Source organism: Dokdonia pacifica (genome assembly GCF_900188275.1).
GTDB lineage: Bacteria > Bacteroidota > Bacteroidia > Flavobacteriales > Flavobacteriaceae > Dokdonia > Dokdonia pacifica.
On sequence record NZ_FZNY01000010.1, the window covers coordinates 1 to 26,654 of the forward strand.

25 protein-coding genes and 1 tRNA gene are annotated in these 26,654 nt (G+C 32.8%); 10 read left to right on the plus strand and 16 right to left on the minus strand.

Going from position 1 to position 26,654, the window contains the following annotated elements:
- The 8 genes from CHB80_RS21725 to CHB80_RS21760 all read left to right on the plus strand — a co-directional run.
- The coding region (locus tag CHB80_RS21725; RefSeq protein ID WP_143337213.1) for a type IX secretion system membrane protein PorP/SprF at positions 1–171 on the plus strand (171 nt) is incomplete at its 5' end.
- Between the two features lie 13 nt (positions 172–184).
- The gene (locus CHB80_RS21730; RefSeq protein ID WP_089373629.1) at positions 185–2,143 is read left to right on the plus strand and encodes an OmpA family protein; all 1,959 of its coding nucleotides are present in this window, start codon (positions 185–187) and stop codon (positions 2,141–2,143) included.
- Positions 2,144–2,232: 89 nt separating this feature from the next.
- The gene (idi, locus tag CHB80_RS21735; protein WP_089373630.1) at positions 2,233–2,751 is read left to right on the plus strand and encodes an isopentenyl-diphosphate Delta-isomerase; all 519 of its coding nucleotides are present in this window, start codon (positions 2,233–2,235) and stop codon (positions 2,749–2,751) included.
- Positions 2,748–3,158 (plus strand): 6-pyruvoyl trahydropterin synthase family protein, encoded by a 411-nt coding sequence (locus tag CHB80_RS21740; protein WP_089373631.1) that lies wholly within the window; start codon positions 2,748–2,750, stop codon positions 3,156–3,158. Before idi ends, CHB80_RS21740 begins: the two co-directional genes overlap by 4 nt.
- Positions 3,159–3,322: 164 nt before the next feature.
- Positions 3,323–4,297 carry a type I phosphomannose isomerase catalytic subunit gene (locus CHB80_RS21745; RefSeq protein WP_089373632.1) on the plus strand — a complete coding sequence of 325 codons (975 nt, stop codon included), beginning with the start codon at positions 3,323–3,325 and terminating at the stop codon, positions 4,295–4,297.
- Between the two features lie 41 nt (positions 4,298–4,338).
- Positions 4,339–4,605, plus strand: a complete 267-nt coding sequence (locus tag CHB80_RS21750) for a hypothetical protein (RefSeq protein ID WP_089373633.1) — start codon at positions 4,339–4,341, stop codon at positions 4,603–4,605.
- A gap of 59 nt (positions 4,606–4,664) precedes the next feature.
- Positions 4,665–4,738 (plus strand) — tRNA-Thr (locus CHB80_RS21755).
- 696 nt (positions 4,739–5,434) lie between these two features.
- Positions 5,435–6,061 (plus strand): hypothetical protein, encoded by a 627-nt coding sequence (locus tag CHB80_RS21760; protein WP_089373634.1) that lies wholly within the window; start codon positions 5,435–5,437, stop codon positions 6,059–6,061.
- Positions 6,062–6,153: 92 nt separating this feature from the next.
- On the opposite strand, the gene CHB80_RS21765 is transcribed toward CHB80_RS21760, so the two are convergent.
- From CHB80_RS21765 to CHB80_RS21805, 9 genes are all read right to left on the minus strand, one after another.
- On the minus strand, positions 6,154–7,032 hold the full coding sequence (locus CHB80_RS21765; RefSeq protein WP_089373635.1) for a hypothetical protein: 879 nt from the start codon (positions 7,030–7,032) through the stop codon (positions 6,154–6,156).
- 123 nt (positions 7,033–7,155) lie between these two features.
- Positions 7,156–7,893 carry a LytR/AlgR family response regulator transcription factor gene (locus CHB80_RS21770; RefSeq protein ID WP_089373636.1) on the minus strand — a complete coding sequence of 246 codons (738 nt, stop codon included), beginning with the start codon at positions 7,891–7,893 and terminating at the stop codon, positions 7,156–7,158.
- Positions 7,886–9,733: a tetratricopeptide repeat-containing sensor histidine kinase gene (locus tag CHB80_RS21775; RefSeq protein WP_143337214.1), complete on the minus strand. Its 1,848-nt coding sequence runs from the start codon at positions 9,731–9,733 to the stop codon at positions 7,886–7,888. The genes CHB80_RS21770 and CHB80_RS21775 overlap by 8 nt, the downstream gene beginning before the upstream one ends.
- A 167-nt stretch (positions 9,734–9,900) precedes the next feature.
- Positions 9,901–10,086 carry a hypothetical protein gene (locus CHB80_RS21780; RefSeq protein WP_089373638.1) on the minus strand — a complete coding sequence of 62 codons (186 nt, stop codon included), beginning with the start codon at positions 10,084–10,086 and terminating at the stop codon, positions 9,901–9,903.
- A 299-nt stretch (positions 10,087–10,385) separates the two neighbouring features.
- Positions 10,386–11,093, minus strand: a complete 708-nt coding sequence (locus CHB80_RS21785) for a DUF4369 domain-containing protein (protein ID WP_089373639.1) — start codon at positions 11,091–11,093, stop codon at positions 10,386–10,388.
- Between the two features lie 50 nt (positions 11,094–11,143).
- Positions 11,144–12,394: a DUF819 family protein gene (locus CHB80_RS21790; RefSeq protein WP_089373640.1), complete on the minus strand. Its 1,251-nt coding sequence runs from the start codon at positions 12,392–12,394 to the stop codon at positions 11,144–11,146.
- A 77-nt stretch (positions 12,395–12,471) separates the two neighbouring features.
- Positions 12,472–14,664 carry a DUF5916 domain-containing protein gene (locus CHB80_RS21795; protein ID WP_089373641.1) on the minus strand — a complete coding sequence of 731 codons (2,193 nt, stop codon included), beginning with the start codon at positions 14,662–14,664 and terminating at the stop codon, positions 12,472–12,474.
- A gap of 41 nt (positions 14,665–14,705) precedes the next feature.
- Complete coding sequence (locus tag CHB80_RS21800) at positions 14,706–16,601, minus strand: M61 family metallopeptidase (protein WP_089373642.1); 1,896 nt, start codon at positions 16,599–16,601, stop codon at positions 14,706–14,708.
- A 72-nt stretch (positions 16,602–16,673) separates the two neighbouring features.
- The gene (locus CHB80_RS21805) at positions 16,674–17,606 is read right to left on the minus strand and encodes an alpha/beta hydrolase (protein ID WP_089373643.1); all 933 of its coding nucleotides are present in this window, start codon (positions 17,604–17,606) and stop codon (positions 16,674–16,676) included.
- A 129-nt stretch (positions 17,607–17,735) separates the two neighbouring features.
- On the opposite strand from CHB80_RS21805, the gene CHB80_RS21810 reads away from it, so the two are divergent.
- A complete protein-coding gene (locus CHB80_RS21810; RefSeq protein ID WP_089373644.1) occupies positions 17,736–18,512 on the plus strand; it encodes a S1/P1 nuclease in 777 nt (258 codons plus the stop codon).
- A 4-nt stretch (positions 18,513–18,516) separates the two neighbouring features.
- Here the strand turns inward: CHB80_RS21810 and CHB80_RS21815 are convergent, their stop codons facing one another.
- From CHB80_RS21815 to CHB80_RS21840, 5 genes are all read right to left on the minus strand, one after another.
- A complete protein-coding gene (locus CHB80_RS21815; RefSeq protein ID WP_089373645.1) occupies positions 18,517–19,398 on the minus strand; it encodes an AraC family transcriptional regulator in 882 nt (293 codons plus the stop codon).
- A gap of 711 nt (positions 19,399–20,109) precedes the next feature.
- Positions 20,110–20,712: an alpha-ketoglutarate-dependent dioxygenase AlkB family protein gene (locus CHB80_RS21825; RefSeq protein ID WP_089373647.1), complete on the minus strand. Its 603-nt coding sequence runs from the start codon at positions 20,710–20,712 to the stop codon at positions 20,110–20,112.
- 1 nt (position 20,713) lies between these two features.
- The gene (locus CHB80_RS21830) at positions 20,714–21,193 is read right to left on the minus strand and encodes a hypothetical protein (RefSeq protein ID WP_143337215.1); all 480 of its coding nucleotides are present in this window, start codon (positions 21,191–21,193) and stop codon (positions 20,714–20,716) included.
- A 5-nt stretch (positions 21,194–21,198) separates the two neighbouring features.
- On the minus strand, positions 21,199–21,552 hold the full coding sequence (locus CHB80_RS21835) for a DoxX family protein (RefSeq protein ID WP_089373649.1): 354 nt from the start codon (positions 21,550–21,552) through the stop codon (positions 21,199–21,201).
- A 118-nt stretch (positions 21,553–21,670) separates the two neighbouring features.
- A complete protein-coding gene (locus tag CHB80_RS21840) occupies positions 21,671–22,606 on the minus strand; it encodes a T9SS type A sorting domain-containing protein (protein WP_089373650.1) in 936 nt (311 codons plus the stop codon).
- Positions 22,607–23,024: 418 nt separating this feature from the next.
- Here CHB80_RS21840 and rpsA point away from each other — a divergent pair, with 418 nt between their 5' ends.
- Positions 23,025–24,854, plus strand: coding sequence for a 30S ribosomal protein S1 (gene rpsA / locus CHB80_RS21845; RefSeq protein ID WP_089373651.1), 1,830 nt, complete (start codon positions 23,025–23,027; stop codon positions 24,852–24,854).
- Positions 24,855–25,154: 300 nt separating this feature from the next.
- Here rpsA and CHB80_RS21850 read toward each other — a convergent pair whose 3' ends face one another.
- Positions 25,155–25,814, minus strand: a complete 660-nt coding sequence (locus tag CHB80_RS21850) for a hypothetical protein (RefSeq protein WP_143337216.1) — start codon at positions 25,812–25,814, stop codon at positions 25,155–25,157.
- The gene (locus CHB80_RS21855) at positions 25,795–26,559 is read right to left on the minus strand and encodes an OmpA family protein (RefSeq protein WP_089373653.1); all 765 of its coding nucleotides are present in this window, start codon (positions 26,557–26,559) and stop codon (positions 25,795–25,797) included. The genes CHB80_RS21850 and CHB80_RS21855 overlap by 20 nt, the downstream gene beginning before the upstream one ends.
- Positions 26,560–26,654: the final 95 nt, after the last annotated feature.

The following is a 26,654-nucleotide window of genomic DNA, read 5'->3' on the forward strand; positions in this document are numbered from 1 at the left end:
AGTGGACTTGCAGGTTTTCAAGTATCAGACAGTATGCTTATAGGTTTAGCCTATGATCGTGAGACAACAGATTTAGGAGATACCACATTTAATGACGGAAGTTTTGAAATATTCTTACGTTTTGAACTATTTAACGAATATGATAGGTTATTAACACCTAGATTCTTCTAATATATTAGAACCCATGAAAAAATACTTTATTCTCTTATTTATTTTATCTACCCCTGTCATTACAACAGCTCAAGAAAGTAAAATTTCTAAAGGAAATAAAGGCTTTGATAATTATGATTATGTCAATGCTCAAGACATATATCAAAAAGTTGCAGATAAAGGATACGAATCTGCCGACTTGTATAAGAGATTAGGTGATAGTTATTACTTAAATGCGTCCTATGAAAAAGCACAAGTATGGTATGAAAAATTAATTAATACGTATGCTGATGATGTAGAAGCAGAAACATACTTTAGATATGCTATTTCACTTAAAGGAACAAAAAATTATAAACGTTCTGATGAGATTATGACTCGTTTTAAAGAGTTAAAAGAAAGTGATAAAAGAGCACAACTTTTTAATGATGATCCAGACTATTTAAGAACTATTGATAGATATAAGGACACTTATAAGGTAACCGAAACATCTATAAATTCTGGATATTCTGATTTTGGAACAGCATTATATAATGATAAGCTTATCTTTTCTTCTGCAAAAGATACTGGCTTTTTTGTCAAAAGAATTCATGCATGGAATGGACAACCTTTCCTAGATCTTTATGAAGTGCCTTTAGAAATGGTTTCTAATGAAGAAGCTACGTATAGAGATGCAAAGAAATTTAATAAAAGTGTAAATAGTCCTTATCACGAAAGCACACCTACATTTACTAAAGATGGGAATACTATCTATTTTACTAGGAATAATTATAATAATGGTGTGTACAGAGATGATATTAATGGAACTAACAAACTGAAAATTTATAAAGCTACTAAAGATGATAACGGTAAATGGAGGGATATAGAAGAACTCCCTTTCTCTAGTGATAATTATACGATAGCTCATCCAGCACTTAGTCCAGACGAAAAAAGATTATATTTCTCTTCAGATATGCCAGGTACTTTCGGCGATGCCGATTTATGGTATGTGACAATTATGGATGACGGTACATATAGTGCTCCAGTAAACTTAGGAAATGATATTAATACAGAAGGGAGAGAATCTTACCCGTTTATTAGTGATGAAAACAATCTGTATTTTGCTTCAAACGGACACCTTGGTTTAGGAGGATTAGATATATTTAGAGCAACCGTTGGAAATAATGGAGAAGTTTCTGAAATCATAAATCTTGGTGAACCAGTAAATACAACAAGTGATGATTTCTCTTTTATAATTAATACAGCGTCAAATGTTGGTTTTCTATCATCAAATAGAGGTAATGAAGCAGGGAATGATGATATCTATATGTTAGAGCGTATAAAAACACCTCCGCCACCATGTATTATTACACTTAAAGGTCTTGTAACTGATAAAGATACAGGAGAAAAGATAGATAATGCTACCGTGACATTGTACGATACAAATAAGAATGTATTTGGAACAGATGTTACTGATGCTAGTGCAACTTTCTCTTTTGATCCTAGTTGTGATAAGGAAATGCTAGTAAGAGCAGAAAAAGAAGGATATATTCCAGACGAAAAAATAATTACAATTCCTGCTACTTCAGCAGAATTAGAAGCTTTATTGCAATTAGAAAAGAAAGACAAGCCGTTAGAACCTGGGAAGGATCTGTCAGATATATTGAACTTAAATCCAATATATTTTGATTTTGATCGATTTAATATTCGACCAGACGCTGCCGAAGAGTTAGCAAAAGTATTAGTAGTTATGGAAGAAAATCCAACTATTCGTATAGATGTAAGATCACATACAGATAGTAGAGGTAATGATTCTTATAACCAACGATTATCACAAAACAGAAATGATGCTACCATACAATGGCTTGTAGATAAAGGAATTAACAGATCACGTTTAACAGGAAGAGGATATGGAGAATCAAGTCCTGTAAATGAATGTACAAATAATGTTGCGTGTAGTGAAGCCGCACATCAAGATAATAGGCGTAGTGAATTTATTATATTGGGGGATAGATAAAGCTTATTCATGCCTATTTTTAAAAGCGCTCTTAATAAGAGCGCTTTTTTTATATAATAAATTCTCTATTTTGTACTTTTACAGAGTATATGAAAGAAGAACTCGTCATCCTGGTAGATGAACAGGATAATCAAATAGGCTTAATGCCAAAAATGGAAGCACATGAAAAAGCAATACTACATCGCGCTTTTTCAGTTTTTATATTTAATGATAAAAACGAACTCATGCTTCAACAAAGAGCTTTACATAAATATCACTCTCCTGGTTTATGGACTAACACCTGTTGTAGTCATCAACGAGATGGAGAAGATAACATCGCTGCAGGTACTCGAAGATTACAAGAAGAAATGGGATTTGTTGTACCCTTAAAGGAAACAACATCTTTTATTTATAAAGCTCCTTTTGACAATGGCCTTACCGAACATGAACTAGATCATATTTTAATTGGATCTTATAATGGTGAACCCGCTATTAATGAAGATGAAGTTGCCTCTTGGAAATGGATGCCATTAGAACAAGTTAAGGATGATATTCAAGAACATCCAGAACAATATACAGCTTGGTTCAAAATTATTTTTGAACGATTTTATTCCCATTTAGAATCATGAGAATAACTGTAAATAGACGTGCACATTTCAACGCAGCCCATAGATTATATCGCAAAGAATGGGATGAAGAAACCAATAAGAGTATTTTTGGTAAATGCAGTAACCCTCATTACCATGGCCATAATTATGATCTTATTGTAGGAATTACTGGAGAAATTGATCCAGAAACGGGCTATTTAATAGACTTGAAGATTGTCAAAGACCTCATCAAATCTGAAGTAGAAGACGCTTTTGATCATAAAAATTTAAACTTAGAAGTTCCTGAGTTTAAAAACTTAAATCCAACTGCCGAGAATATAGCGGTTGTGATCTACAATAAAATGAAACCAATGTTAGATCCTAAGTTTGATCTTACTATTACACTGTATGAAACCCCTCGTAACTTTGTAATATACAAAGGGGAATGATTAGAAATTAAATGATCGGTGATGATTAATAAATGATGTGGTATTTGTTTTTATACATTTAAAAGTATAGATAATCAGCATGTTAACTTACAAGTGTATGTTGGAAAATACCTGATAGTTGTTTATTTTTAACCAAATACTCCAAATCACTAAACAACAATTTAATGAATGTAACAGATTGGTACCCAATTCAATTTAAACCCATATTAAAAGAAAAAATATGGGGAGGTCAGCAACTTAAGACTTTTTTATCTAAAACTGATCAAGATTTGCCTTTCGGCGAAAGCTGGGAAATCGCAGATCTTTCCAATGGACAAAGTATAATCACAAATGGAGCACTTGAAGGTAAAACATTAGGTGAGGTGATGTCCGCTTTCGCGAAAGCGGTTTTAGGAGCCTCAGTAGTAGAGCGATTTGGAGAAAAATTTCCGTTACTTATCAAGTATATAGATGCCGCAGACGACTTATCTGTACAGTTACACCCTGACGATATACTTGCTGAACAACTTCATAATGGAAAAGGGAAAACAGAAATGTGGTATATCCTTAAAGCAGAACCCGGAGCACAGCTTATTATTGGCTTTGATGGAGAAATGACACCAGAAAAATTTGATGCATCTGTTGCTAACGGAACTGTAAATGACAACCTTCAATACCTAGATGTAAAAGCGGGTGATTCTTTTTTTATAAGCGCAGGTTTGATACATGCGATAGGGAAGGGGATTGTGCTTGCAGAAATCCAACAAACATCAGATATCACGTATCGTGTATTTGATTATAACCGAAAACAACCAGATGGTTCTTTGCGTGATTTACATATAGATCATGCCCGTAAGGCATTAAACTATACAAATCCTGATGACTATATCTTAGAACACAATCCTACTACCATAGGAGCACAAGTTTTAAAACACTGCCCATTTTTTAAAACCGATATTACTTTATTAGATCATACGCCATATACAATAGACCGTACAGATAGTTTTACGGTACTTATGATGGTAGCTGGTGAAATGGTGTGTACACATCAAGGAGAAGCATATCATTTAAGCTTAGGAGAGACCTTATTAATTCCAGCAGATTGTACATCTGTTAGTATAGAAGGTGTTGATGCTAAATTTCTTGAAGTTTATCTGTAAAACGCTTTAAATTATCTTAATTTTGCACCAAATAATAGATTATGGCAAATATTAGAGATTTAAAGAAAGATATCAATTTTGTATTAGGCGATATCATTGATGCTGTTTACGTTTGGGAAGCACTTAATCCAGAAGGAGATGCAGCAAAAGGCGAAGCAGTAATTGATGATGCTATAGCGACATTTGACACGCTTATAGAAAAAGTAAATGATAGAAAAGTAGAAAATAGAAAAAAACATTTAGGAGCGGTTCGTGCTGAGCTTGAAGAGAAAGCAACAGGTCTTGTAGATCGCATCAATAATTTGTAAATTTTTTTTTAAAAAGTTGTTGCAAATATGAGATTCTATTTTATATTTGCAGCCGCAATGCCGATGTAGCTCAGCTGGCTAGAGCAGCTGATTTGTAATCAGCAGGTCGTGGGTTCGAGTCCCTCCATCGGCTCTTCAAAAGCTTCTCAGAAATGAGAGGCTTTTTTGTTTTTAAAATGGTGCATTATTTTCAAATAAAATAAGAGGGACGAGAAGTTTATCCTGAGCGTAGTCGAAGGGAGTCCCTCCATCGGCTCTTTAAAAGCTTCTCAGAAATGAGAAGCTTTTTTGTTTCCTAGATGTCTCAATACGACCTATATGTGGGTGATCTTGTTTTAAAAAGTGTAGCTTACAGCACACTTTTTAAAACAAGATCGTTCCTACTTAATTTCCATGGTTTTTCTTGTAGATATTCTTGTTGTTTAGATAGTCTTTATAGAGACATATAGAACATTTTTTGGAATAGAATTGCTTACTACGATTATCATTGGCTTTTCCTATAGGTATTTTGTTGTTTGGATCATCTTTAAAAGCACAGATAACACTTTTCAAAAACAAGATCGTTACTCGTATTTTCATGAGCTTTCATATATACATGTAAATTGACTCGGTAATGCTTTCTACAATATACTTTTTAGAAGAAGATCATTATCTACAAGCCGATATAGATTTTACTATACATCTATATGTTTTTAAGAAAGATTCCGAAAGATCCAAATAGTTTGCAAGTAGTAATTATTAAATAATGCTAATTACTTTCAATAAAGTAATTCTCAAAAGTCATTTTTTTTTCATTAATTAGCAATTCTTAAAAAATAGTTAATAATTCATGAAAAAAATAATCGTTGCTTTAGCGTTCTTAGGATGTATTACAATCAATGCACAGCAAAAAGCAGTTACAGAATTAGGAGAAGAAGTATTATTGTATCAAAATGGTACTTGGAAGTATGCTAATGTAGAAGATGAGATTGCAAAAGATACTCCTGTAAATCCTGATCCTTTTGTAAAAGATGAAGACGCAACATTTTTACTAAAAAGTAAAGTAACCAATGTTGGTGTCTGGCTTGATCCAACAGAATGGAGCTTTCAAAAATCAAAAGATAACCCTGAAGCTGAGTATGAACTTCAACTTAAAGGGGAAGATTTATATGGAATGATTATCACAGAAAAACTAGAAATTCCGATAGAAAATCTGAAAGAAATTGCATTAGAAAATGGTAGAGATGCAGCACCAGATCTAGAAGTAATACAAGAAGAGTACAGAACTGTAAATGATCAGAAAGTATTATTTTTACAACTCAACGGGACCCTTCAAGGTATTAAATTTACATACTACGGATATTATTATTCTAGTCCAACAGGTACTGTACAATTTATCACGTATACTTCGCAAGGACTTTTAAAATCCTATATAGAAGATTGTGAAAAAATATTAAATGGATTTGTGAGATTATAACAATTACATTTTATAAAGGTAAATAACCAACCTAACCAACTAGGTGATTCCCCATCTTAATATAGCTAGATGGGGAATTTATATTTTAATATCTAATCTAAGTAAAGCGTAAAATCATCTACATTTATAGATATATAATTACACCCTACACTTTGATCTCTGTAGGGTCTTGCAATAATCACATTATCAAAAGCAGTGTTAAATGTAGACAATACGGTTGATCCCGCAGGGATATACGATTGGCATAATGTGATTTTAGGTTTCCCAGGATACATTCTCCATCCAGGGCCATCAGAAGTTTGAGTAGTTAGAGGATGTGCTCCAGTAGTATATACTGCTATATCTTCAAGATCTCCTCCTATACCAGATTGCATAGGGCTATTAGGAGAAGGACCGTAAGTAAGCCCATTTGGAATGTATAATTCTACACAATTCTCATTAGTAATTTGATTGATATAGGATACGGTAAAACTTTCTGCCCACTCAAAGTAAGGTACTGAAGTATTAGGAGCTGTTGGAGGAGGAGGATTATCACTTATTAAAGCATTATTTGGAGGGCGTTGTACTCCAAAATTTGGTCTGCAATCTCCTATATAGTATTCTAGAAATTTATTTCGAAAAGCTACTTTAAAATTTGGATAATTTGATTGAGCACCTAATAACTCCTTAAGAGGAATCACAGAACCATATATTGCAATGGCATTATCCATATCTGTAATGACTGCGGTATGAGGAGCAACTTCATTTGATTCTGCAAGTATTTCTGCTGTTATAAACGCTGCCCATTCCATTTGCAATCTAAATATTTCAATATCATCTTCTATAGTTCTTTGTTGTGATTGTGTAGGTATTACAGAGTCTTTAGGAGATGTAATGGTTAGGTTTGTTGATGTAAGATGTGTTTCTAGTGTATCTTCTGTTGTACAGGAAATAACTAGTAAAATCAATATAAAACCAATATACTTTTTCATAATTATCATTTTTTATGTGTTGATGATTAATCACTAATGTATTTTATATTTTCAATGTTATGATTGTTATTACGTTTACGAAACCTGTTGTTTAGTAAGTGCTATGATTGGTTTCGTAAGCGTTTACCCAAATAATGTTTTCAATACCTCATTTTTCTTTCTACTAGAAATAGGAATTTGAATATTGTTTGTAAGAATAAGAAAACCACTTTTGTCATAGCGTTGTACATGATTTCTATTGACAACATAAGATCGGTGACATCGTATAAAATGAGATTGATCAAAAACAGCGTCATAAAATTTTAGCGTACGCGCTACCATTATAGTTCCTGATACAGTAAAAAACTTAGTGTAATTCCCATCGGCTGCACAATAGTAAATATCTTCTTGTTGCAGCACATGCATAGCATCACTTGTAGAGACAACAATTTTTTCAATATATTTTTCAGAATAAAATTGAGATGCAATTATCCTAGAATCTGGAAGCGAATTTCGAGAAGTAATAGAAGCAATTGCTTTTTGAATACCTTGAATAAACTCTTCTTCATTAATGGGTTTCATTATATAATCTAATGCCCCAATCTTAATGGCTTGAATAGCATGCTTGTCATAACCTGTAATGAAAATTAAGGCAAAATCTTGATTCTCAATTTTTTCTAAGAGCTCAAATCCTGTCCCATCTCCTAAATTAATATCTAATAATACGAGATTAGGACGATGGGTAGTTATTTCTTTTATTCCCGAAATCATATTATAACCAATCCCAACTATAGAAATAACGTCTTTAAAATACGTTTCTAGTATTTGAGAAATATCTGCCCTAAATAAAGGCTCATCTTCTACTAAAACAACTTTAATCATTCGTATATAATTTATATGGAAGTTGAAACATAACGATAACACCAGTTTTTGATGATGACGCTGTATTTGCTTGTATCGTAACTGCCGTTTTTGTCTTTTTTGAAATAAAATCTTTGATTAACTGTATGGAAGCAGATTTTTTGGAGCGATTACCCTCTTGTATACCACTACCATTATCTTCTATTATGCAAAAAAGCTTTTTATGCTTTCGCGAAAGCGTAATTAACAACACGCCCTCATACGTAATATCAGCAAATCCATGTTCGATGGCATTTTCTACAAATGGCTGAATAAGCATAGAAGGGATGTCAATACAATCTTCTGGTAATTCATTCTGTATGCTGTATGTAAAACGTTTTGGGAATCGTAATTGCTGTAATTCTATGTACTCCACTATAGATTGTAGTTCATCTTCTATAGGAACATAATTTGCCATAGAATTTTCCAGTACCGATCGTAATAGTTTTGAAAAATGGTTGAGGTATTTTATAGCAAGCACGCTATCAGTTTTAATTAAACTTTGAATGGAGTACAGCGCATTAAATGTAAAATGCGGATTCATTTGTGCTCTCAATAGACGTTGCTGCATTAAAAGCTCTTTTTGTTGTTCTCTATAACGCCTAAACCATACAAACACAAAAATTGCTATTATTGATAGTATCCCAATAGACCATGTGATGGTTTTAAATCTTCTTTTTTCAAATTCTGCTTGTTGATTTTTAAGAGATAGTTCTTGTTGTTTTTCTTTTGCAGCGGTAAGAGATACAAGTTCCTTTGAAAATTTCTTACGATAGGCTTGATCTTGATATTTTGATAATGTGTCTAGAAGTGCAGTAGTATTTCCATAACGTCCCTCAGAATCTATTTGTAGTCGTAATTGATACTTTAAGATATTACGCTGTAAACTTTCTTCTAAGGTATGTATTCCCATAGTTGCAAGGGTGTCTAAGTACTTTTTTGCGCTTTCAAATTGCTTTAAGTCTATAAGAACTTCTGCAATATTAGCATAGCCTACTGCGATAGTATTTGGGACGTCAAAGGCGTTTTTATCTAGCATTTTCATAGCACTCACTCCCTTTTTATAGAGGGAGAGGCTTTTTTCTTTATCTCCTTCATGGTATTGATATACCCCATAATTAGTGTATAATAATTGCGCTGTATTAGGAGTTAAATCTTTAATAGTAATAAGACTATCTAGGGTAGCAAAAGATTGTTTTTTATCTCTTAAGTATAAGTAGGTGATGTGTGCTTTATCTAATAGTGCTAGCCGTAAACGTTCTTTAAATAAGCTGTTTGTTGAATCTTTGTCTACTAGTTTTTTAAGGACTTTTATTCTGAGTATATTGTTATTAGATGCTTCTTTGTAATTTCCGTTTGCCTCATTATTACTTTGCTTTAAGTAGTTAAGATGTACTAATCCAATATCTAGGCTAGGGGAGAGTTGCTCTTCAAAATCTGTAGTGATAGCAATTTGATTTCCTAATTCACCTTTTATTCTATATAAGTCCCAAAGCTTGTAATATAAGACGGCTTCTTTTTCGGTGTCAATGGGTTGTTTAATATGTGTAAGTTCCTTTTGAAAAAAAACAATTGCAGAGTCGTATTTTTTTTCAGTTACATACGCATTTGCTAAGTAGTCATAATAAATAGTTTTAGTACTATCTGGTAATGAGCTAATGTCTTTAAAATTGCGTAATGCATATATTCTATCAATCGCTGGTAATGAATCTATCTGACTAAGAATTGTTGTTAATTTAGCTGAATGAAGAGGTTCTTTTTTGGAATGAGAACAACTTGTATAGATACATATGCTAAGTAGGATGAAAAGTTTCTTATACACGAAATAGGGATACGTATATAATTTAAATAAATAATAAACCTTTGTATTGTTTAGGGACACTGATTTTGCATATTTCCTTCAAAATAAACAAATAATCAATATGTAGAGGTAATACCGATAATAAAGTATAGGCCTAATGAATGATTAGACCTATACATTTTTTTATTTTAAAATGGAATACAGCCATTAGAACCACATCTCCCTGGACAATTACAATTATCTGATGCATAACAACGTGCACCATTACTTAAACCAGCACAGCCTACCTGACATTCAATGAGAATAGGAATGTTTCCACCTTTTATTTCTTTTTGTTCTTGCGAGCTAAGCGCACTTGCACCTTTAAGTTTCATTAATTTTTTCATAATACTAAAATATTAAGTTAATACGTCCTGAATATTTAAAGACATTCAGGTTGCTGTCTTTAATGATGAGCATATTTGTTTAAACTGAAAGTTTTATACATTACTCATTATCAAATTACTAGAAATAAATAGTTGGAAATTTGTATAACCTGTAAATGCAAGCGCTTAATGAGTAAGCGTATGTCATTGTTTCGTAAACGTATTATGTAGTGAGTGTAGAGTTTTAGGAATAAAAAATCCCCACTGTAATACAGTAGGGACTTCAATTTATAAATGTGAGTATATATTTATTCTTGTTCTGCAGATTTACGCTCTTCGATTAATTTTTTAAGTTGTTTCCCATATTTAGAACGCTTTATCTTATTTGGAAAACGGCTATATAATGTATCTAGATAGGTTATGTTAGCATCAGGAATTTGACTTAATATAAGAAAAGGAGCCATTTCTAACTCTGAATTTGTCGAGGCAAATTGTCCTGTATATCTATATTTAGATGTAAGTAAGCGTTGTAATGAATCATCGTATCTTAAAATATCATCTTGTACACCAGAAATTTGAGCTTCATAAGACCCTTTAATAAGATCTAAGTTTTTGTCATTAAATTTCTGATTCATTTTTTGGAATTCAGTCCATCTCATTTGATTTTCTGCCCCAATAACCGCTGCAAAACCTTCAAAATTCTTTAGTGAGGTCGTGATATTCATTTCTCCTGGTTCAGCAAAAAACATAATACGATCATCATATCCAGATGCATCTACCTTATTTAAGTGTAAATACAAAACTTCTGGTTCTTCTAAATTAAGTGAAAATTCAAATTCAGGATCACCATCTACTACTAGAGAATCTATGTTAGATAATACCGTATCTTGAATACGTTGTAGATAGAGGGTTCCCTTTTTAAGGCCTTTTACGGTTCCAGATACAGTAAAGTTTTTTGATTCAGAACAAGAAACAATTACACAAGTCAATAGCAAAAGAGCAAAAAATCTTCTCATTAATTCGGTTTCAATTAGAGCACAAAGATGCTATTATTTTTATTGAAATACTAGCCCGCGGCTGCCATTTGCATTAAAATTGTACACAATATGGCTCCATAGGTTCCAACTACATATCCAAAAACAGCCAGTAACACTCCAACACTCGCTAGTGAAGGATGGAACTCTGCCGCTACTACAGGCGCCGAAGCAGCCCCACCTACATTGGCTTGACTCCCTACTGCAAGAAAGAAATACGGTGCCTTGATAAGTTTTGCAACAATAATTAGTAAAATAGCATGGATAGATATCCAGATAAATCCTATTATGATAAGTCCGGGGTTTTCAAAAACACTTCCTAAATCGATACTCATTCCTATAGTAGCTACTAAAATGTATATAAAAACACTTCCTAATTTACTAGCGCCGGCACCTTCATAATTTTTTGCTTTTGTAAATGATAAACTTACTCCAATGATTGTAGCAATAGTTACAAGCCAGAAAAAGGGCTTTGTAAATGTATATAATGTAGAGCTTTTGGGAACATCAGAAAATAATTGTGTAATATGATCTGCTCCAAAATGAGAAATACCCACAGCCCCAAATGCAATCCCTAGGATAATCATTAAGTCGTTTAATGAAGGATTTCTTTTAACACTATCAGAAAATTCCGAAACCTTACTCTTTAAAGTCTCTATAGAAGAACTATCGGCTTTTAACCATTTATCTATTCGTTTGGTTTTGCCTATTCCTAATAAAAGAATAGCCATCCATACATTTGCCATAAGCACATCTACCAGCACCATTTTACCAAATTCTACTTTGTCATATTCATAAATCTCAAGCATAGCAGCTTGATTTGCTCCTCCACCTATCCAACTTCCAGCAATCGTAGATAAACCTTTCCATACTTCTGTAGGGCCAGATCCACCAACGGTTTCTGGTGAAAAAATTGAGACAATTAGTATGGCTATAGGACCGCCTATTATAATTCCTATAGTACCAGTAATAAACATAATTAATGCCTTAGGACCAAGGTTTAGAATACTTTTTAAGTCTACACTTATCGTAAATAATACGATGGCAGCAGGTAATAAATACCTACTTGCTACAAAATATAACTTGGAAGATTCTCCATCTACAAGTCCAAGTAAGTTTAAAACAGCAGGAAGCATATAGCATAGTAATAATGCTGGTATATATTTATAAAATCCTCCCCAAAAACCTTCCTTCTTGTTAGAAGTATAAAATACAAATCCTAAAATAATGGCTAGAAGTCCAAAAACAATAGCATCGTTTGTAAAAAAAGCATGTCCCTCCATAGAGTACGAGTAATATTGATGATTTTTAATGATTCTTTATACGCTTTCGCGAAAGCGTACGCAGCACCACAATATAGTTATAAATATAACCAATACGTCACTTTAAGATTAATAGAACGCACTCGCGGAGCAAAAACGTTATCTGTAAAATAGTTGTCATTATACACTAAGAAGAGATCAGAGAGTGGCGCAAAACGCCATTGCAGCCTTGAGTTAATACCAAGATTGTCTTGTAATGAGCTATATTGAATGAGTGTGTTCCAGAATAAAGATTTATTAAAAGTCACTTCCATACGAGGACTGATCAACCAGATATCATTATCTGAAAAAGGATCTGGTAAATCAATGCGATCATAACGGGCATTTAATCCAATAACAAAGTGCGGTTGTAGTCTTAAGTTAACACCACCTCGTAGTGTAAGTAAATCGCCGTTAAAAAACTCTCCATAAGTTGTATTTACATTATATGAAAAAATACTACGCATGTCTGACCTGTATTCTGCTTCGACGCTTTCATAATAATACTCTGTACCTGCAGCTAGTTCTAATCCATCAGATCGTGAGGGGTCAAAACCATCAAAAAGTAATGTGTATCGAGAACGTGCCGTGATACTAAGGTTACTGGTGTTCTTAAACTCTGCTTGCCAGCGAGGTGCAAAAGTGTGATCTGCTTTTTCGAAGTCTAATTCTGGGCGAAAAACAAAGAATGTTCCTAATGAGAAAATATGCCTGTTAATCTTTCCGCTTTTTGGAAAAATAAGACGTTCTACTCTATTAAAGGATCTGAAAACATCTTTACGAGGAATAAACCCTAAATCAGAATTAAAGTTCTCACCTACAAAAATATTAGAAGTAAGTACACGCCAGTTATTGCGATTGTATTCTAATCGCGCGCCACCAGAAAAGTCATTGCTAGTGGTGTTTGGTGTAAAAGACTTATGTATAAAAAACTTACCATTCCAGCTATTATCCTTATTTGCTAAGTTATAATCTATACCTATAAGCCTATTGTACTCTTCATCAGGAGTTACAAAAGCTTCATCACTTGTATTTTGCCTATTTACAAAAATGACTCCGACATTAGAACGACTAAATACTTTGTGTTGTAGTGCTACAACTGTATTATTATTTCCAGCAATCTCTTGTTCGGCGTCATTTGCTGTTTGTATGTTAAGTAGGCCAATTCTAAAATTGTTATTTAATTTTCCGCTTAATCGAGCGCCCGCAAGAATATCATTTTGCGTGGTATTTCCATCTATATCTGTTGCAATTCCTATACGTCTAGAGAAGAATGGATTTGCAGCACGTGAGTCTCCAAAATCTGCAAATAGATCATTATTTTCAATAAAAAACTGACGTCGTTCAGGTAAGTTTACTTCAAAACGACTCAAATTTGTAATAACATTATCTACTTCTACCTGAGAGAAATCTGGATTTATAGTAACATCTAAGTTAAGGCTGTTTCCTATAGTAAATTTTGCATCGCCTCCTACTTTTATATCGGTAGTCTCTTCGTCTGTTTCAAAATCTTTTCCAGCGAGCCCATTTACATATGGAATAACAGATATAGGACTACGAGGGCTTCCTAATGGTTTTTCAAAAACCATATCACCCATATATGCTAGATTAAAAATAAACTGACTCTGCGGAATTTGAATCCACGTGTTTCGTTCATTACCTTGGGTATCAAATTGATAAGAATTAAATCGCCATCGGGTTTCGCCTTCTCGAAATTTTAGTGCAGAAAATGGAATAGCCCATTCACATATATAATAACCATCATATTTTTCAGTCTCACCTACCCATTTTGTATCCCAACTGGTAGTAAAACCTCTTAGATCAGTACCTCCACCAGAAACTAAAGCTTCTCGTAAGACACCTTCTGGATTTGATCCAAAAAGAAATGCGTTAGCACCATCATTAAATGTATCAAACATTAAAGTGATGTTATCACTTCCTCCAGCTCTAAAATCACGACGTAAAGATGGAACAATGTAATCATTACCGGGCGCGTATACTTTAATACCTACATATAGTTTTTGATCGTCATATAAGAACCTGATTTCTGTTTGACTTTTAGCTTGGATTGTATCTGTAGGGAAGTACTGCCAGAAGTTTTTTGCAGGTTCTACTTGACTCCATACCTTTTCGTCTAGTTTACCATCTACTGTTATATCTGAATCGATATATTTTACAAAGACTTCTTTTTCCTGAGAGAAGGATAAAAAAGTTACATGCAAGATGGCTAGCAAGAGTATTTTTTTGCGCATGACCGCAAATATATACTTAATGAATAGTTAAAATATCTATTTTAAGAACCTTTTAACCAACTTTGGCGGAGTCTTAATTCTGGACCTTCTACAAAATATTGTAATTCTATAATAGATGCTTTGTTGATTTGTGCTTTTGTGATTTCTCCTTCTAGTATTATTTCTTGTCCATCTCTATCAACTATGAAAGAAATATTTTCTCCCTCTTTCCAAGTGGTAGATTGCGATATGAGTGCATATATATTTGAAAGATCGTATGATGTTCCATTGATTTTCTTTAGAATATCACCTCCTTGCAATCCAATATCCTTAAAAAAGGAGTGAAGTTCAATACCTTTCCTTATAAAAATGGTATTATCAGCTTGCGACCCATCTATATAGGGAGTGTTTGTAGCCATATCAATAAAATAACCAGTAGGCGCTAGCTCTGTATTATATTCTAAACCTACTTTGTCAAAGAAAGCACTGTAGTTAATAGGTACAGTTCCTATAACGTGTTTTTCAAAAAAATCTCCAATAGCTGGATATGTCATTTCTGTTATTTGAGGGATAATTGCAGCATCTTCAAATGGACGATTTGGTCCATAACGATCTGTGAGTTCTTTCATTAAGCTTAATAACCCTCTTTCTCCTTTACTATTTTCACGCATTAATATATCTAAACACATACCTATAAGAGCTCCTTTCTCATATACATTTCCATAGTTAGATGCATAAGGTTCATCTAAGATGTTTTGACTCATTTTAGTAAATGATAAGGAGTCATTATAACTTTTTGAATTGGTAATTTTAGTTACGATTGTATTATAAAATTCTGCGTTATTTACCAGTCCTTGGTGTACTTGAAAGTGTTGTGCAAAATATTCTGTAATTCCTTCATACATCCATAAATGCTGACTCATCTTTGGGTCATTATATCTAAACTTATGAATCTCTGTAGAATGTAAATTTAAGGGAGTTACAATATGAAAAAATTCATGTGCAACCACATCTATAATAGCCGCGTCCATTGCCTCTTGTGGTAACATTTCTGGTAAGACAACAACTGTTGATTTATGGTGTTCTAACGCTCCAAAGCCTTGTGCATCTTCAGGTCCAACAGTACTTAAATATAGTAGTATACTATAACGATCTGTTGTATTCATAGCGCCTAGATAGGTTTTTTGTGCCTTCATCATCTTCTCAATGTTTGGTCTGAGATTTGAAGCTTTTACAACATCATTAGGACTATACACACTTACTTCTATGGTAATACCTTGTATGTCAAAAACCTCTTTGTTAGGTGCATTGTACATGATAGGGTTGTCTATAACTTCAAAGTAACGTGTTGCTAGATAACTATCTATTTGTTGAGGTTTTTCAAAAGTTGCTTGTGTATATTCTGGCACATTTTGCTTAGATAGGGAAGTTGTAGGTTCTATTTCTGTTGGTCTATTTATATCAATATTATAGGTGTATTCTTCTTGATTTTGGATGTAACCTACTAAACCATGTAGGTTAAGCATAAATTGCTCATTTTCTTTGAAATTGGTTCCCGATGGTGAAAAAATATCATGCTCTGCTTCAATATCATAGGTGTCATTTACTTGATATTGAATATATCCAAGATTTATAGCATTATCAATTTGCCAAGTATTAGATGAAGTTTTTTCTACTTTAAGTTGAGAACCTGTTTTAGAAAAGACTTCTACATTTTCTATATAATTACCATAATCATCATCAGAATAGGTTCCTGGTACTGTTTCGGGGACATAAAAAGTTACTTGGTCTGTTGTAATTGTTCCTGGTTGAATACGTACAGAAACTTTATCTTCAACAACATTTGCGATGTCAATAGCGACTTGTACAGTAGTATTTTTTGATACATTTAGGTTTTGTGTTGAGCCACAAGAAATCAGGAACGCTCCAATAAAAGCGTAAAAAAATATCTTTTTCATAAAGGAATTTTCTAAAAATGTAAATGTAAGAAAACAGACGCTTATTTATATAAGCTATAACAAAGTGTTTCGTTACTTTGTTACAAAATCTGTGATAGCATTTATGAGTTCTTCAGAAATAGGTCGTTTAGGTTCGTTATATGATTTGGTATTTTCTAAAGAATCTGTTCCTTCAATAATACGTAATACATGATTCATGTTCTCTATGAGTACCAAAGAGGCATCAGATTTTACTTCTTTTAATGAGGTCGCTTCATTTGTATCTACTTGAATATCATTAGTGCCATTTACAATTAAAACGGGTATCTGTAATTTTTGGATTTCTACTTTTGGGTCATATTGCATCCAACTTGCCATAAATGGTTGTGTTTCTGGTCTAAAGATAGATGATAAAGCAGGGCTATACTTTTTAACTTTCCCATTTTCTTTTAGTTGGATAAATGCATCTTTTGCTTTGTCTTTGAGATCAGGCATTTGAAGTTCTATTTGACTTAAAATAGTTTGATCTATGGTTTGTCCAGGACCTGCTAATGATATAAAGCCAGATATCTCTGACTGTTGAGCAGCAATCATTCCAACTAATGAACCTTGACTGTGACCTACAATGTATATATTACGGTATTTATTTCTGCTTGAAAAATAATTGATAGCAGCTACGGCATCATCAACAAAATCATCAAAACGTAATTTTTCTTCTTGTAATGCCCCTTTCTTTAATAAGGTGAGTACACGTTTGTCATATCTAAAGGTCGCAATTCCAGATGCTGTTAACTTTTCTGCGAGGATTCGCAAAGAGTTATTACGTGTTAATTGTTGATTTCCATTTCGATCTGTTGGTCCAGATCCAGGAATGATAATAACTAAATTGTCTGCACCTTCTTTAGGTTGTAATAAGGTACCATATACATATGGATTTACCTTTACGTCTCTTTCAATAGAGCTGTTCTGACTATATACAATGTGTGAAGCTAAAAATGCTAGTATAACTAAATGTACGTATTTCATATAACTAATGTTAAAACCTAAATCTATATGTAAAGGTAATGATTATGGATTGTTACTGATGAAACTATTCTTATTACTACTATAACAGTTTGTCTTCAATTTCATTGTATTTTTGAAAAAAAATAAATAATGAAATATATCTTCATCACATTGTTTTTATTAAGCACTACAATTGCACAGGCTGTAGGTTTTGAATGGGGAAAAACGGGACACCGTACTACGGGAGCTATCGCTGAACAATATCTTTCGCGAAAAGCAAAAAAAGAAATAAATAAATTATTAGATGGGCAATCCTTAGCGTTCGTTTCTACTTTTGCTGATGAAATAAAAAGTGATAATCAATATAGATCTTTTGGACCTTGGCATTATGTGAATGTTCCTTTTGATAAGACATATGATACACATTCCAAAAGTGATAGAGGTGATATTATACAAGGAATCACAAAGTGTATTGAAGTCATTAAAAATGAAAATAGCACTAAAGACGAAAAAGCTTTTTATCTCAAAATGTTAGTCCACTTTATTGGTGATTTACATCAACCATTACATACAGGTATTGGAAAAGATAAAGGAGGGAATGATTTTCAAGTACAATGGTTTAGGGATGGTACAAACTTGCATCGAGTATGGGATACACAAATGATAGAACATTATAATATGTCATATTCAGAACTAGCGACTACAATGCCACGTTTATCAAAAAAACAAGTAGCACTATTACAACAAGGTAGTGTAAGAGATTGGATGGAAGATAGTAGAACGCTTGTAAAGGATATATATGCAAATACTAAGAAAGGGGAGAAGCTAGGATATAATTATATGTATCAATACTTTAATCCTTTGCGATCACAACTACAAAAAGGAGGTATACGTCTTGCTGGATTACTTAATGAACTATTTGGGTAATACTTTATACACCTAAAGGATTATTGTTTTCTAGCAATACTTTGTTTTTGTATTGTTTTGGTGTCATATCATTATACTTCTTAAAAATACGTGTGAGATGACTCTCATCAGTAAAACCTAATTGATAGGCAATTTCGGACACTGTAAAATCTGTATTTTTTAATCTATACTTTATAAGATGCAGTTTATACATTAAAATATAATGATGTATAGATTCTCCAGTTTTCTTTTTAAAATAGAGACTAATAGCACTATTTGTCATATTAAAATGAGATGCTAATGAGCTTACCTTCATCAGGTCTGTTTCATATACGTGTTGTCTTATATATGATAGTATCTGATCTATTGTGGTAGGTACATCTTTATTAGGAATTTCTTTTACAGGCTGGAAATCTCGAGTAATATTTCTGGCAATAATACTTAAAGTAGTACTTACCATATTAGAGATATTATGCTTAAAAAACTCTTTTTCACTAATATATTCTTGATTAATAACATCATGAATATGCCATATAAGCTTTCTATCGTATTTCTCTTTTATAATATCTCCAGGTAATAGATTTGGATGATGTATAATTCGTTCAATGCGATGTAGCCAGTAGGATCTATCAGGAAGATTCATCTTACTAGAAAAGAGAAGCTCTGTAAATTGGAAGTAGCAAAAAGTAGTTTCTTCTTCTATTTCGAAGTGATGTTTATCTTCTGGAGCTACCAGAAATATATCTCCTTTTTCATAAGTAACTATAAATTCATTTATATAATGTTTTCCTTTTCCATCTTCTATAAAAATAATTTCAAAATAATTTCTAGGTTCAGGATCCCTGTGAAGGCCAATTTTTTTGAACTTTTTTATAAGAAACGTATCATGTAAACTGAAACTTTTCACAATGGTGTTTTTAATTTTTTACAATTAATTAGAACTTTTTAAGATTAACGAAAACGTTATAGTTAACTTAATTATCAGTAAGTTACGAATTTTGTACAATTTTTAATAAAAAAAATACAAGAATTGTTATGCGCGCTTAGTATAATTTTGTCCTCGGTTAATAAAGTGATTTTCATGAGATTAGAGGTGCTATCACATATTGTTATAAAATTCGCATTAGGATTATTTATGTTAGCACAATCATTATATCATATAGTTATATATGGTTCATACATTTCAAAATTAGAAATGTATTTAAGAAGTACAGAAGTATTGGACAACAATCTTTTTCAGTTGGTAGCACCTCTTTTTCCTTTTTTAGAATTTGCTTTAGGCCTCATGCTCATATTGGAAGTTTATTATAAAGAAACAATAATGATGACTGTTGTTATTTTTTGTAGCATAACAATCATATACTTTCTCACAGACTATCAAATGAGCAATTCATTACTCATGTTATTATTATCGCTATTATCTATTTGGCTTTTTGTAAATAGATTGTATGGGCATAAATATAAAAAATTGAGCTACTTGTAAAACAACCCCCAGAGTATATGTTTTGATTAGAATGTATACAAAACGATCTGGGACGAACGTTCTCTCAAATAGAATGCCCCCTAATGTTCTATTTACGATACGTCGTTCTAGATCTTTATATAAAACGAATGGCTTTCACCCCTTGATTGTTCGGAATGTAAGATTTATTCTCGGTTCCACAAATTTTGAAGTCTTTGGTACTTGATGTTGCCAGTTATGTTGGGTAGCATCTTTCATAAGTAATAAGCTCCCATGTTCTAAAGACATAGAGTGAACAGAAGATTTAGCCTTTTTATCCCTGAATTTAAATACTCTACTAGCGCCTAAACTTACAGAGGCGATAGTAGGGTTTTTACCCAATTCTTTTTCATCATCGGCATGCCATCCATTGCTATCTTTTCCATCTCGATACAAGTTGATAAGACATGTTGTGAATTCAGTAGTTGTGATGGCTTCTACTTTCTTTTTTATTTCGCTTAAAGCGAAAGTAAACGCTTTTGGATACATGGTTATATTAGAATAAGAATAAGGCAAACTATTTGTAGCATATAATGCTGTAAGACGTGGTTGCGGGTATACTTTTCCAAATACCTTTATATCATCCTGTTGCCATTGGGTTTCCTCATATATAGTTTTAAAATAATGAGTAGCTTCTTCTAATGTCAAGAAGTTTGGGTAATAGGTAACGTTTGCTCCTGGAAGTTGTAGTTTTTGAGGTTCTCTAGAGAATAACTGCATATTATCTGGTAGGTTTTTTAGTGAAAACCAATGTTGTATTTGCAATATTTATGGTAATCGTATCAGATCGTAGATTTTTACGTGTGGCCTTTAATTTATAAACGCTATCAGTTATTGTTTGAGACCAATAATACGTTGCATTACCTTCATATACTCTAGGTTCTCCGGTATTTAAAATACTACCTAAACTACTAGATGTGATGCTAATAGCATTTATTTCTTCTTGCGTAAGTAACTTTTCAGGAATCTCTAATTTTGTATAAAGCCCTTTGTTTGGAGGAGCCGATGCATAACTCTTATAATATCCAGTGGTGATATCTATAATTCTCCCATCTGTAAGTTGTATCGTTGCTTGATGCCAAGAAGTAGCTCGTATACAATTTGCACCCACATAGTGATAACTATCATAAATTACAGGGGGACAACCTAGAAGAAAAACGCAACAACAAAGCAATACGATTATTGTTATTCTATTTTTCATACATTTTATAAATAAAAATAAGCCCAATACATCAAACCAAATTGCAAGAAAAACCGAAACCATAATACAGGTTTTGGAAATTTTTTATGGAACTTCTCATCTGCAATCATATGCCAATGCACCAATAGAAAAATAAAAAGCATGATTATAATTCCACATATGGCATAGAATCTAGTTTCCTTAAAACAGAGTGCAATCCCAAGTCCAATCTCTACAAATCCACTTATGTATACCATTTTTAGCCCCGCAGGAATATACCTTGGAATGATGCTTAAAAATGCTTTCGGTTTTATAAAATGCATTAGACCAATGAATATATACATAGCGGCCATTATATAGAGATGCCAAGGAGTCATCATAGTTTATTTTTTATATTAAAAACTAAATATATTAAAATTATAAGTGATATGTATGTATAATAAAAAGCCCTGTAACTTTTAATTACAGAGCTTTTATTATTTAGAGTATCTCTCTTTTTTATTGCTTGATTACCTTACGAACAGCAATTCCAGCTGATGTTTCTACTTTTAAGATATAGACACCGTTAGCAAGATTACTCATGTTTAATGTATTGTCAGTAATCGATAGCTGTGTGTTTTTACCTGTAATATCTATTAAAGACATTTTCTGAACAGAAATATTAGATGGTATGTTAAGCGTTATAAAATTTGTAGTAGGATTCGGGAAAACAGAGATTTCCGATAATATTTGATCTTCAATTCCTAAATTACTACAATCTGCTCCAAATAAGAAATTACCAAATAATTCACCACTATCGTTATTTCCTTCTAATTCTACTCTTGAAATAGGTTCATTTGCATAAAATCCAAAGAACGTTTGCGTATTAGTAGGTGTATTTGCCATAAATGTTTCGATTAATTCATCTGCATCGTTATAGATTCTGATGGTTGTAGTAGGATCATTATTTTCCCAAAGATCAAAAGCTATAGCGGTAGGGCCATTATCAAAACTGATGATGGTAAATTCAGCAAAAGTAAAAGCGCCTACTAAAGGATCTGCATTTCCTAGCGAACCAGCAGGGATACTTACAACCGCAGCTGGGTTTGCAATTTCAGAAGATGTTACATTAAATCCAGTTTCAATTTCTCCAGCAGCAAAACAACCATCTCCATCAGAACTTATCGTTTCTCCACAGTTTGTAATACCTCCAGGGCCATTTGAAAAATCTTCTGATGTTAATGTTGCGTCATTACAATCTCCTAAAGCATCATTAAAATCAGCAAGAGTTGTAAAAGAATCAATAACAGCTCTTGTGCCATTATCAACTCTTGTTATCGTTCCTTCAGTAACATTATTTGTTGTTGTAGATGGAATCGTATCTGGGCCATATGCTGTTTCTTGAGCAAAGGCTGAGATGCTTAAAAAAGCTAATAGATAAGTAGTTTTTTTCATGTGATAAAATTTATGATTGATTAATAACTTCTAAAATAAATAAATTACTTCTATAATTACGTATTATTAATAAAATTTAACGAATCATTTGAGAATGCATAAATGTTTGATTATCAGTTTGTATTTAGTTTTGGGACATCATAGACTTTAATGTCATTTCTGTACATATAAGTTTGTAGATTGTTTTTATATAATGATGATCGTAAGATTATTTGTTTTAGTCTTTGAAAATCAGAAAACAATACGTAATTTTGCACTCCTTTTTGGCAACCTTTGGAAAGCCGTCATTAAAGGAATATATAAAACAATAAAAACCACTTTTACGGTTTTGAGGTTTAAAGAGCTTTCGCGAAAGCGTAAAATACAAAACCCATCAGTAATAGAAAGTTATTTCTCGTACTGATGTAATTTTTAGCAAATGGCTGAAGAAACTAAAAATCCTGAAGTTCAGGAAGAAGCTGTAAAAGCAGCACCAAAAGTTGAGCAATCTCCTGCTCAAGCAAATCCAGAACAATTTCTTAAAGACTTTAACTGGGAAAAATACGAAGAAGGTATTGACGTAGTAGACGATGAGCAACTAGAAGAATTTGAAGCTTTAGTGGCAAAGAATTTTGTTGATACTCTTAATGATGAGGTAGTAGAAGGAACTGTAATTAATATTACTGATCGCGATGCTATTATTGATATCAATGCAAAGTCTGAAGGTGTAATCTCTCTTAACGAGTTTCGTTACAACCCAGATCTTAAAGAAGGAGATAAAGTAGAAGTACTTATTGATGTACGTGAAGACGCTACAGGTCAATTAGTATTATCTCACCGTAAAGCTCGTGTAATTAAAGCATGGGATCGTGTAAATGCAGCTCACGATGAAGGAACTATCGTAAACGGGTTTGTAAAAGCACGTACTAAAGGAGGAATGATCGTTGACGTTTTTGGAATCGAAGCATTCTTACCAGGATCACAAATAGACGTGAAGCCTATTCGTGATTACGATCAATATGTAAATAAAACAATGGAATTCAAGGTTGTAAAAATCAATCACGAATTTAAAAATGTTGTTGTATCTCATAAAGCGCTTATCGAAGCAGATATCGAAGAGCAGAAAAAAGAGATCATCGGGCAGCTTGAAAAAGGTCAAGTACTTGAAGGAGTTGTTAAGAATGTTACTTCTTACGGAGTATTTGTTGATCTTGGAGGTGTTGATGGACTTATCCATATTACTGACCTTTCTTGGTCTCGTATCAACCACCCGAATGAGATTGTTGAGCTTGATCAGAAATTAAATGTTGTAATCCTTGACTTTGATGAGGATAAAACACGTATCCAATTAGGTCTTAAGCAACTTTCTAAGCACCCATGGGATGCATTAAGTGAAACGCTTAAAATTGGAGATAAAGTAAAAGGTAAAGTAGTTGTTATTGCTGACTACGGTGCATTTATTGAAGTAGAAGAAGGTGTAGAAGGATTAATTCACGTAAGTGAAATGTCTTGGAGTACACACTTACGTAGTGCGCAAGATTTTGTAAAAGTAGGTGATGAGGTAGAAGCGGTTGTTCTTACATTGGATCGTGAAGATCGTAAGATGAGCCTTGGTATCAAGCAACTTGCTCCAGATCCATGGACAGATATTACTTCAAAATACCCAGTTGGTTCACGTCATGAAGGTGTTGTGCGTAACTTCACAAACTTTGGAGTATTCTTAGAATTAGAAGAAGGTATTGATGGATTAATCTATATCTCTGATCTTTCTTGGACTAAGAAAGTAAAACATCCATCAGAATTCTGTGCTGTAGGTGACAAACTAGAAGTAGTTGTTCTTGAGCTAGATGTAGAAGGACGTAAATTAAGTCTTGGTCATAAGCAAATAGAAGAGAATCCTTGGGATAAGTATGAATCTGATTTCGGAGTTGGTACTAAGCATACTGCTAGTGTTACAGAAATCGTAGATAAAGGAGCTACTGTTATCTTTAATGAAGATATCACTGCTTTTGTTCCTACACGTCACTTAGAGAAAGAAGATGGTTCTAAACTAGGTAAAGGTGAAGAAGCTCAATTCCAAGTAATAGAGTTTAATAAAGACTTTAAGCGTGTTGTAGCATCTCATATGGTTATCCATAAGGAAGATGAAGCAAAAATCGTTAAGCAAGCTGCTAAGAAAGCAAAAGCACAAGCAGATGAGGCAAAACCTACATTAGGTGATGCTAATGATGCTCTTGCAGCTCTTAAAGCAAAAATGGAAGGTAAATAATCTAATTCTCTAGTAGAATAAGGTATTTCCTTATTGATATAAAATCCCATCATAGATTCTATGATGGGATTTTTGCTTTATATATCTAAAATAAATCTAGTTTTGGTTGATTTGTGTAGAAGGGTATAATGTTTATAGATGATTAGTTTTAGTGAGAATTATCTACTAAGAAATAGCCTATCATATTTAGTATTAATGCCCAGCACAGGTAATTTTCTTATATGTGATTTAAATAAAGATAAATGATAGTACTAAATAGGAGAAGTTGAGGAATGTATATAGGACTGTAAACCTATTGTTTTAATTAACCTTCGTCATCTTTTTTTTTATCTCTTCAGAAGATGAAGATTTTGCTTGTTGATCAACCTCAAATTTAAGTTGTTGGGCTTTAGGAACCCAACGGTCGTTTTTAATACGATCAGGAAAGAATTTAATTAGTTTGGTAACAGCGATAATATCTTCTTCAGAGAAGTTGCTTATTTGTTCAAAAGTAAAAATACCTAGATCATTAAGCTTTGTTTCTGTGTAAGGGCCTATGCCTGTTATTTTTTGGAGATTGTCTTTAATTTCAGCACTTGCATATCCGATACGTTCAAAATCAATTTTAGCTGTACTAGAAGTGGCGGCAGAGGTGCCTTTAGATAATACATCTTCAGAGAAAGCTCTTTTTTGAAAATTTACCTGCTCGTATTCTTGATCCATTCGGTCTTTACGATAGCTTAGCTTTCGGTTTTGTTGCTCGTTTTCTTCCTTTAAATCTTGTATTTCCTTTTTGAGAAGATCAATATCACTATCTACTGCTGCTTGTGTTGCTTTACGTTTGTATCGCTCATATAGAGTAGCTCCAGCATATCCAATTGCAAACGCACCAAACATCATCACAAAAGCTTCTACATAGGCTATGGGGATAGATATAGTTTCTTGGTTTTCAGATATGTTATTAATCAACAATAATCTCAATTCTATTATTTTTTTTACGGCCCCAGTTACTTGAATTATCTTCAATAGGGCTGGATTCACCTCTGGATATAGCAGTTACTCTTGATCTTTTAATGCCTCTACGAGCGGTAAGATACCATTTTATTTGCCTTGATTTTTTCAATCCTATCCTAAAGTTATCTTCAGCGTTACCAACATTATCTGTATGCCCAATGATAGTCACCTTTTTGTCTGGATTTTCTTTTAATATTTTTTTTAATTCAGTAGCATATGAAATAAGTTCTTTGTCTAAAATAAGATCCGTATTTGCATATCGAGGATAAAAAGTTTGAGAAGATGCATTTGGATTTTCATTAATAATGCTTTCTCTTTTGTATTCAATAGTGGGTTCATCTTTATCAATATCTATAGTGTCACTTATAGCTATTGATTTTTTTATTTCTTCTGCTAGTAATTGAGAATCTACCGATGTATTATCATTTATATATAGATTGTTGTTATTAACCTCATTGATTGATGTATCAGGAGTTTCAGTTGTATCTATATCGGCATTGTTAATGGTAGTTTCATAACTATTGTTAGTAACCTCAGGTGTTTCTATTTCTATGGTTTTTGGAGGAAGAGTGGTGGTCGCTTTTTTTTCTAAAATGCTACTATTGGAGACAGATGTATTTGAGGTATTTTTGTCCTCTTTCGTGTGTATGTAATATATTCCGGCCGTAGCCCACAATAGAAATATAAAAAAAGTGCCCCAAAAACCTTTCATTTACTGTTTTTCCCTAAACTGATGTAAGTGATTTCGTATCAAATCTACTAAAAACTTTTTACTGTTAAGTAAATATTAAATTGTGTTATACACTT

Bases quoted from the DNA above. Each gene is read 5' to 3' on its own strand.
- CHB80_RS21730 (WP_089373629.1), top strand. From the start codon at position 185: ATGAAAAAATACTTTATTCTCTTATTTATTTTATCTACCCCTGTCATT.
- idi (WP_089373630.1), top strand. From the start codon at position 2,233: ATGAAAGAAGAACTCGTCATCCTGGTAGATGAACAGGATAATCAAATA.
- CHB80_RS21740 (WP_089373631.1), top strand. From the start codon at position 2,748: ATGAGAATAACTGTAAATAGACGTGCACATTTCAACGCAGCCCATAGA.
- CHB80_RS21745 (WP_089373632.1), top strand. From the start codon at position 3,323: ATGAATGTAACAGATTGGTACCCAATTCAATTTAAACCCATATTAAAA.
- CHB80_RS21750 (WP_089373633.1), top strand. From the start codon at position 4,339: ATGGCAAATATTAGAGATTTAAAGAAAGATATCAATTTTGTATTAGGC.
- CHB80_RS21760 (WP_089373634.1), top strand. From the start codon at position 5,435: ATGAAAAAAATAATCGTTGCTTTAGCGTTCTTAGGATGTATTACAATC.
- CHB80_RS21765 (WP_089373635.1), bottom strand. From the start codon at position 7,032: ATGAAAAAGTATATTGGTTTTATATTGATTTTACTAGTTATTTCCTGT.
- CHB80_RS21770 (WP_089373636.1), bottom strand. From the start codon at position 7,893: ATGATTAAAGTTGTTTTAGTAGAAGATGAGCCTTTATTTAGGGCAGAT.
- CHB80_RS21780 (WP_089373638.1), bottom strand. From the start codon at position 10,086: ATGAAACTTAAAGGTGCAAGTGCGCTTAGCTCGCAAGAACAAAAAGAA.
- CHB80_RS21785 (WP_089373639.1), bottom strand. From the start codon at position 11,093: ATGAGAAGATTTTTTGCTCTTTTGCTATTGACTTGTGTAATTGTTTCT.
- CHB80_RS21790 (WP_089373640.1), bottom strand. From the start codon at position 12,394: ATGGAGGGACATGCTTTTTTTACAAACGATGCTATTGTTTTTGGACTT.
- CHB80_RS21795 (WP_089373641.1), bottom strand. From the start codon at position 14,664: ATGCGCAAAAAAATACTCTTGCTAGCCATCTTGCATGTAACTTTTTTA.
- CHB80_RS21800 (WP_089373642.1), bottom strand. From the start codon at position 16,601: ATGAAAAAGATATTTTTTTACGCTTTTATTGGAGCGTTCCTGATTTCT.
- CHB80_RS21805 (WP_089373643.1), bottom strand. From the start codon at position 17,606: ATGAAATACGTACATTTAGTTATACTAGCATTTTTAGCTTCACACATT.
- CHB80_RS21810 (WP_089373644.1), top strand. From the start codon at position 17,736: ATGAAATATATCTTCATCACATTGTTTTTATTAAGCACTACAATTGCA.
- CHB80_RS21825 (WP_089373647.1), bottom strand. From the start codon at position 20,712: ATGCAGTTATTCTCTAGAGAACCTCAAAAACTACAACTTCCAGGAGCA.
- CHB80_RS21830 (WP_143337215.1), bottom strand. From the start codon at position 21,193: ATGAAAAATAGAATAACAATAATCGTATTGCTTTGTTGTTGCGTTTTT.
- CHB80_RS21835 (WP_089373649.1), bottom strand. From the start codon at position 21,552: ATGATGACTCCTTGGCATCTCTATATAATGGCCGCTATGTATATATTC.
- CHB80_RS21840 (WP_089373650.1), bottom strand. From the start codon at position 22,606: ATGAAAAAAACTACTTATCTATTAGCTTTTTTAAGCATCTCAGCCTTT.
- rpsA (WP_089373651.1), top strand. From the start codon at position 23,025: ATGGCTGAAGAAACTAAAAATCCTGAAGTTCAGGAAGAAGCTGTAAAA.
- CHB80_RS21855 (WP_089373653.1), bottom strand. From the start codon at position 26,559: ATGAAAGGTTTTTGGGGCACTTTTTTTATATTTCTATTGTGGGCTACG.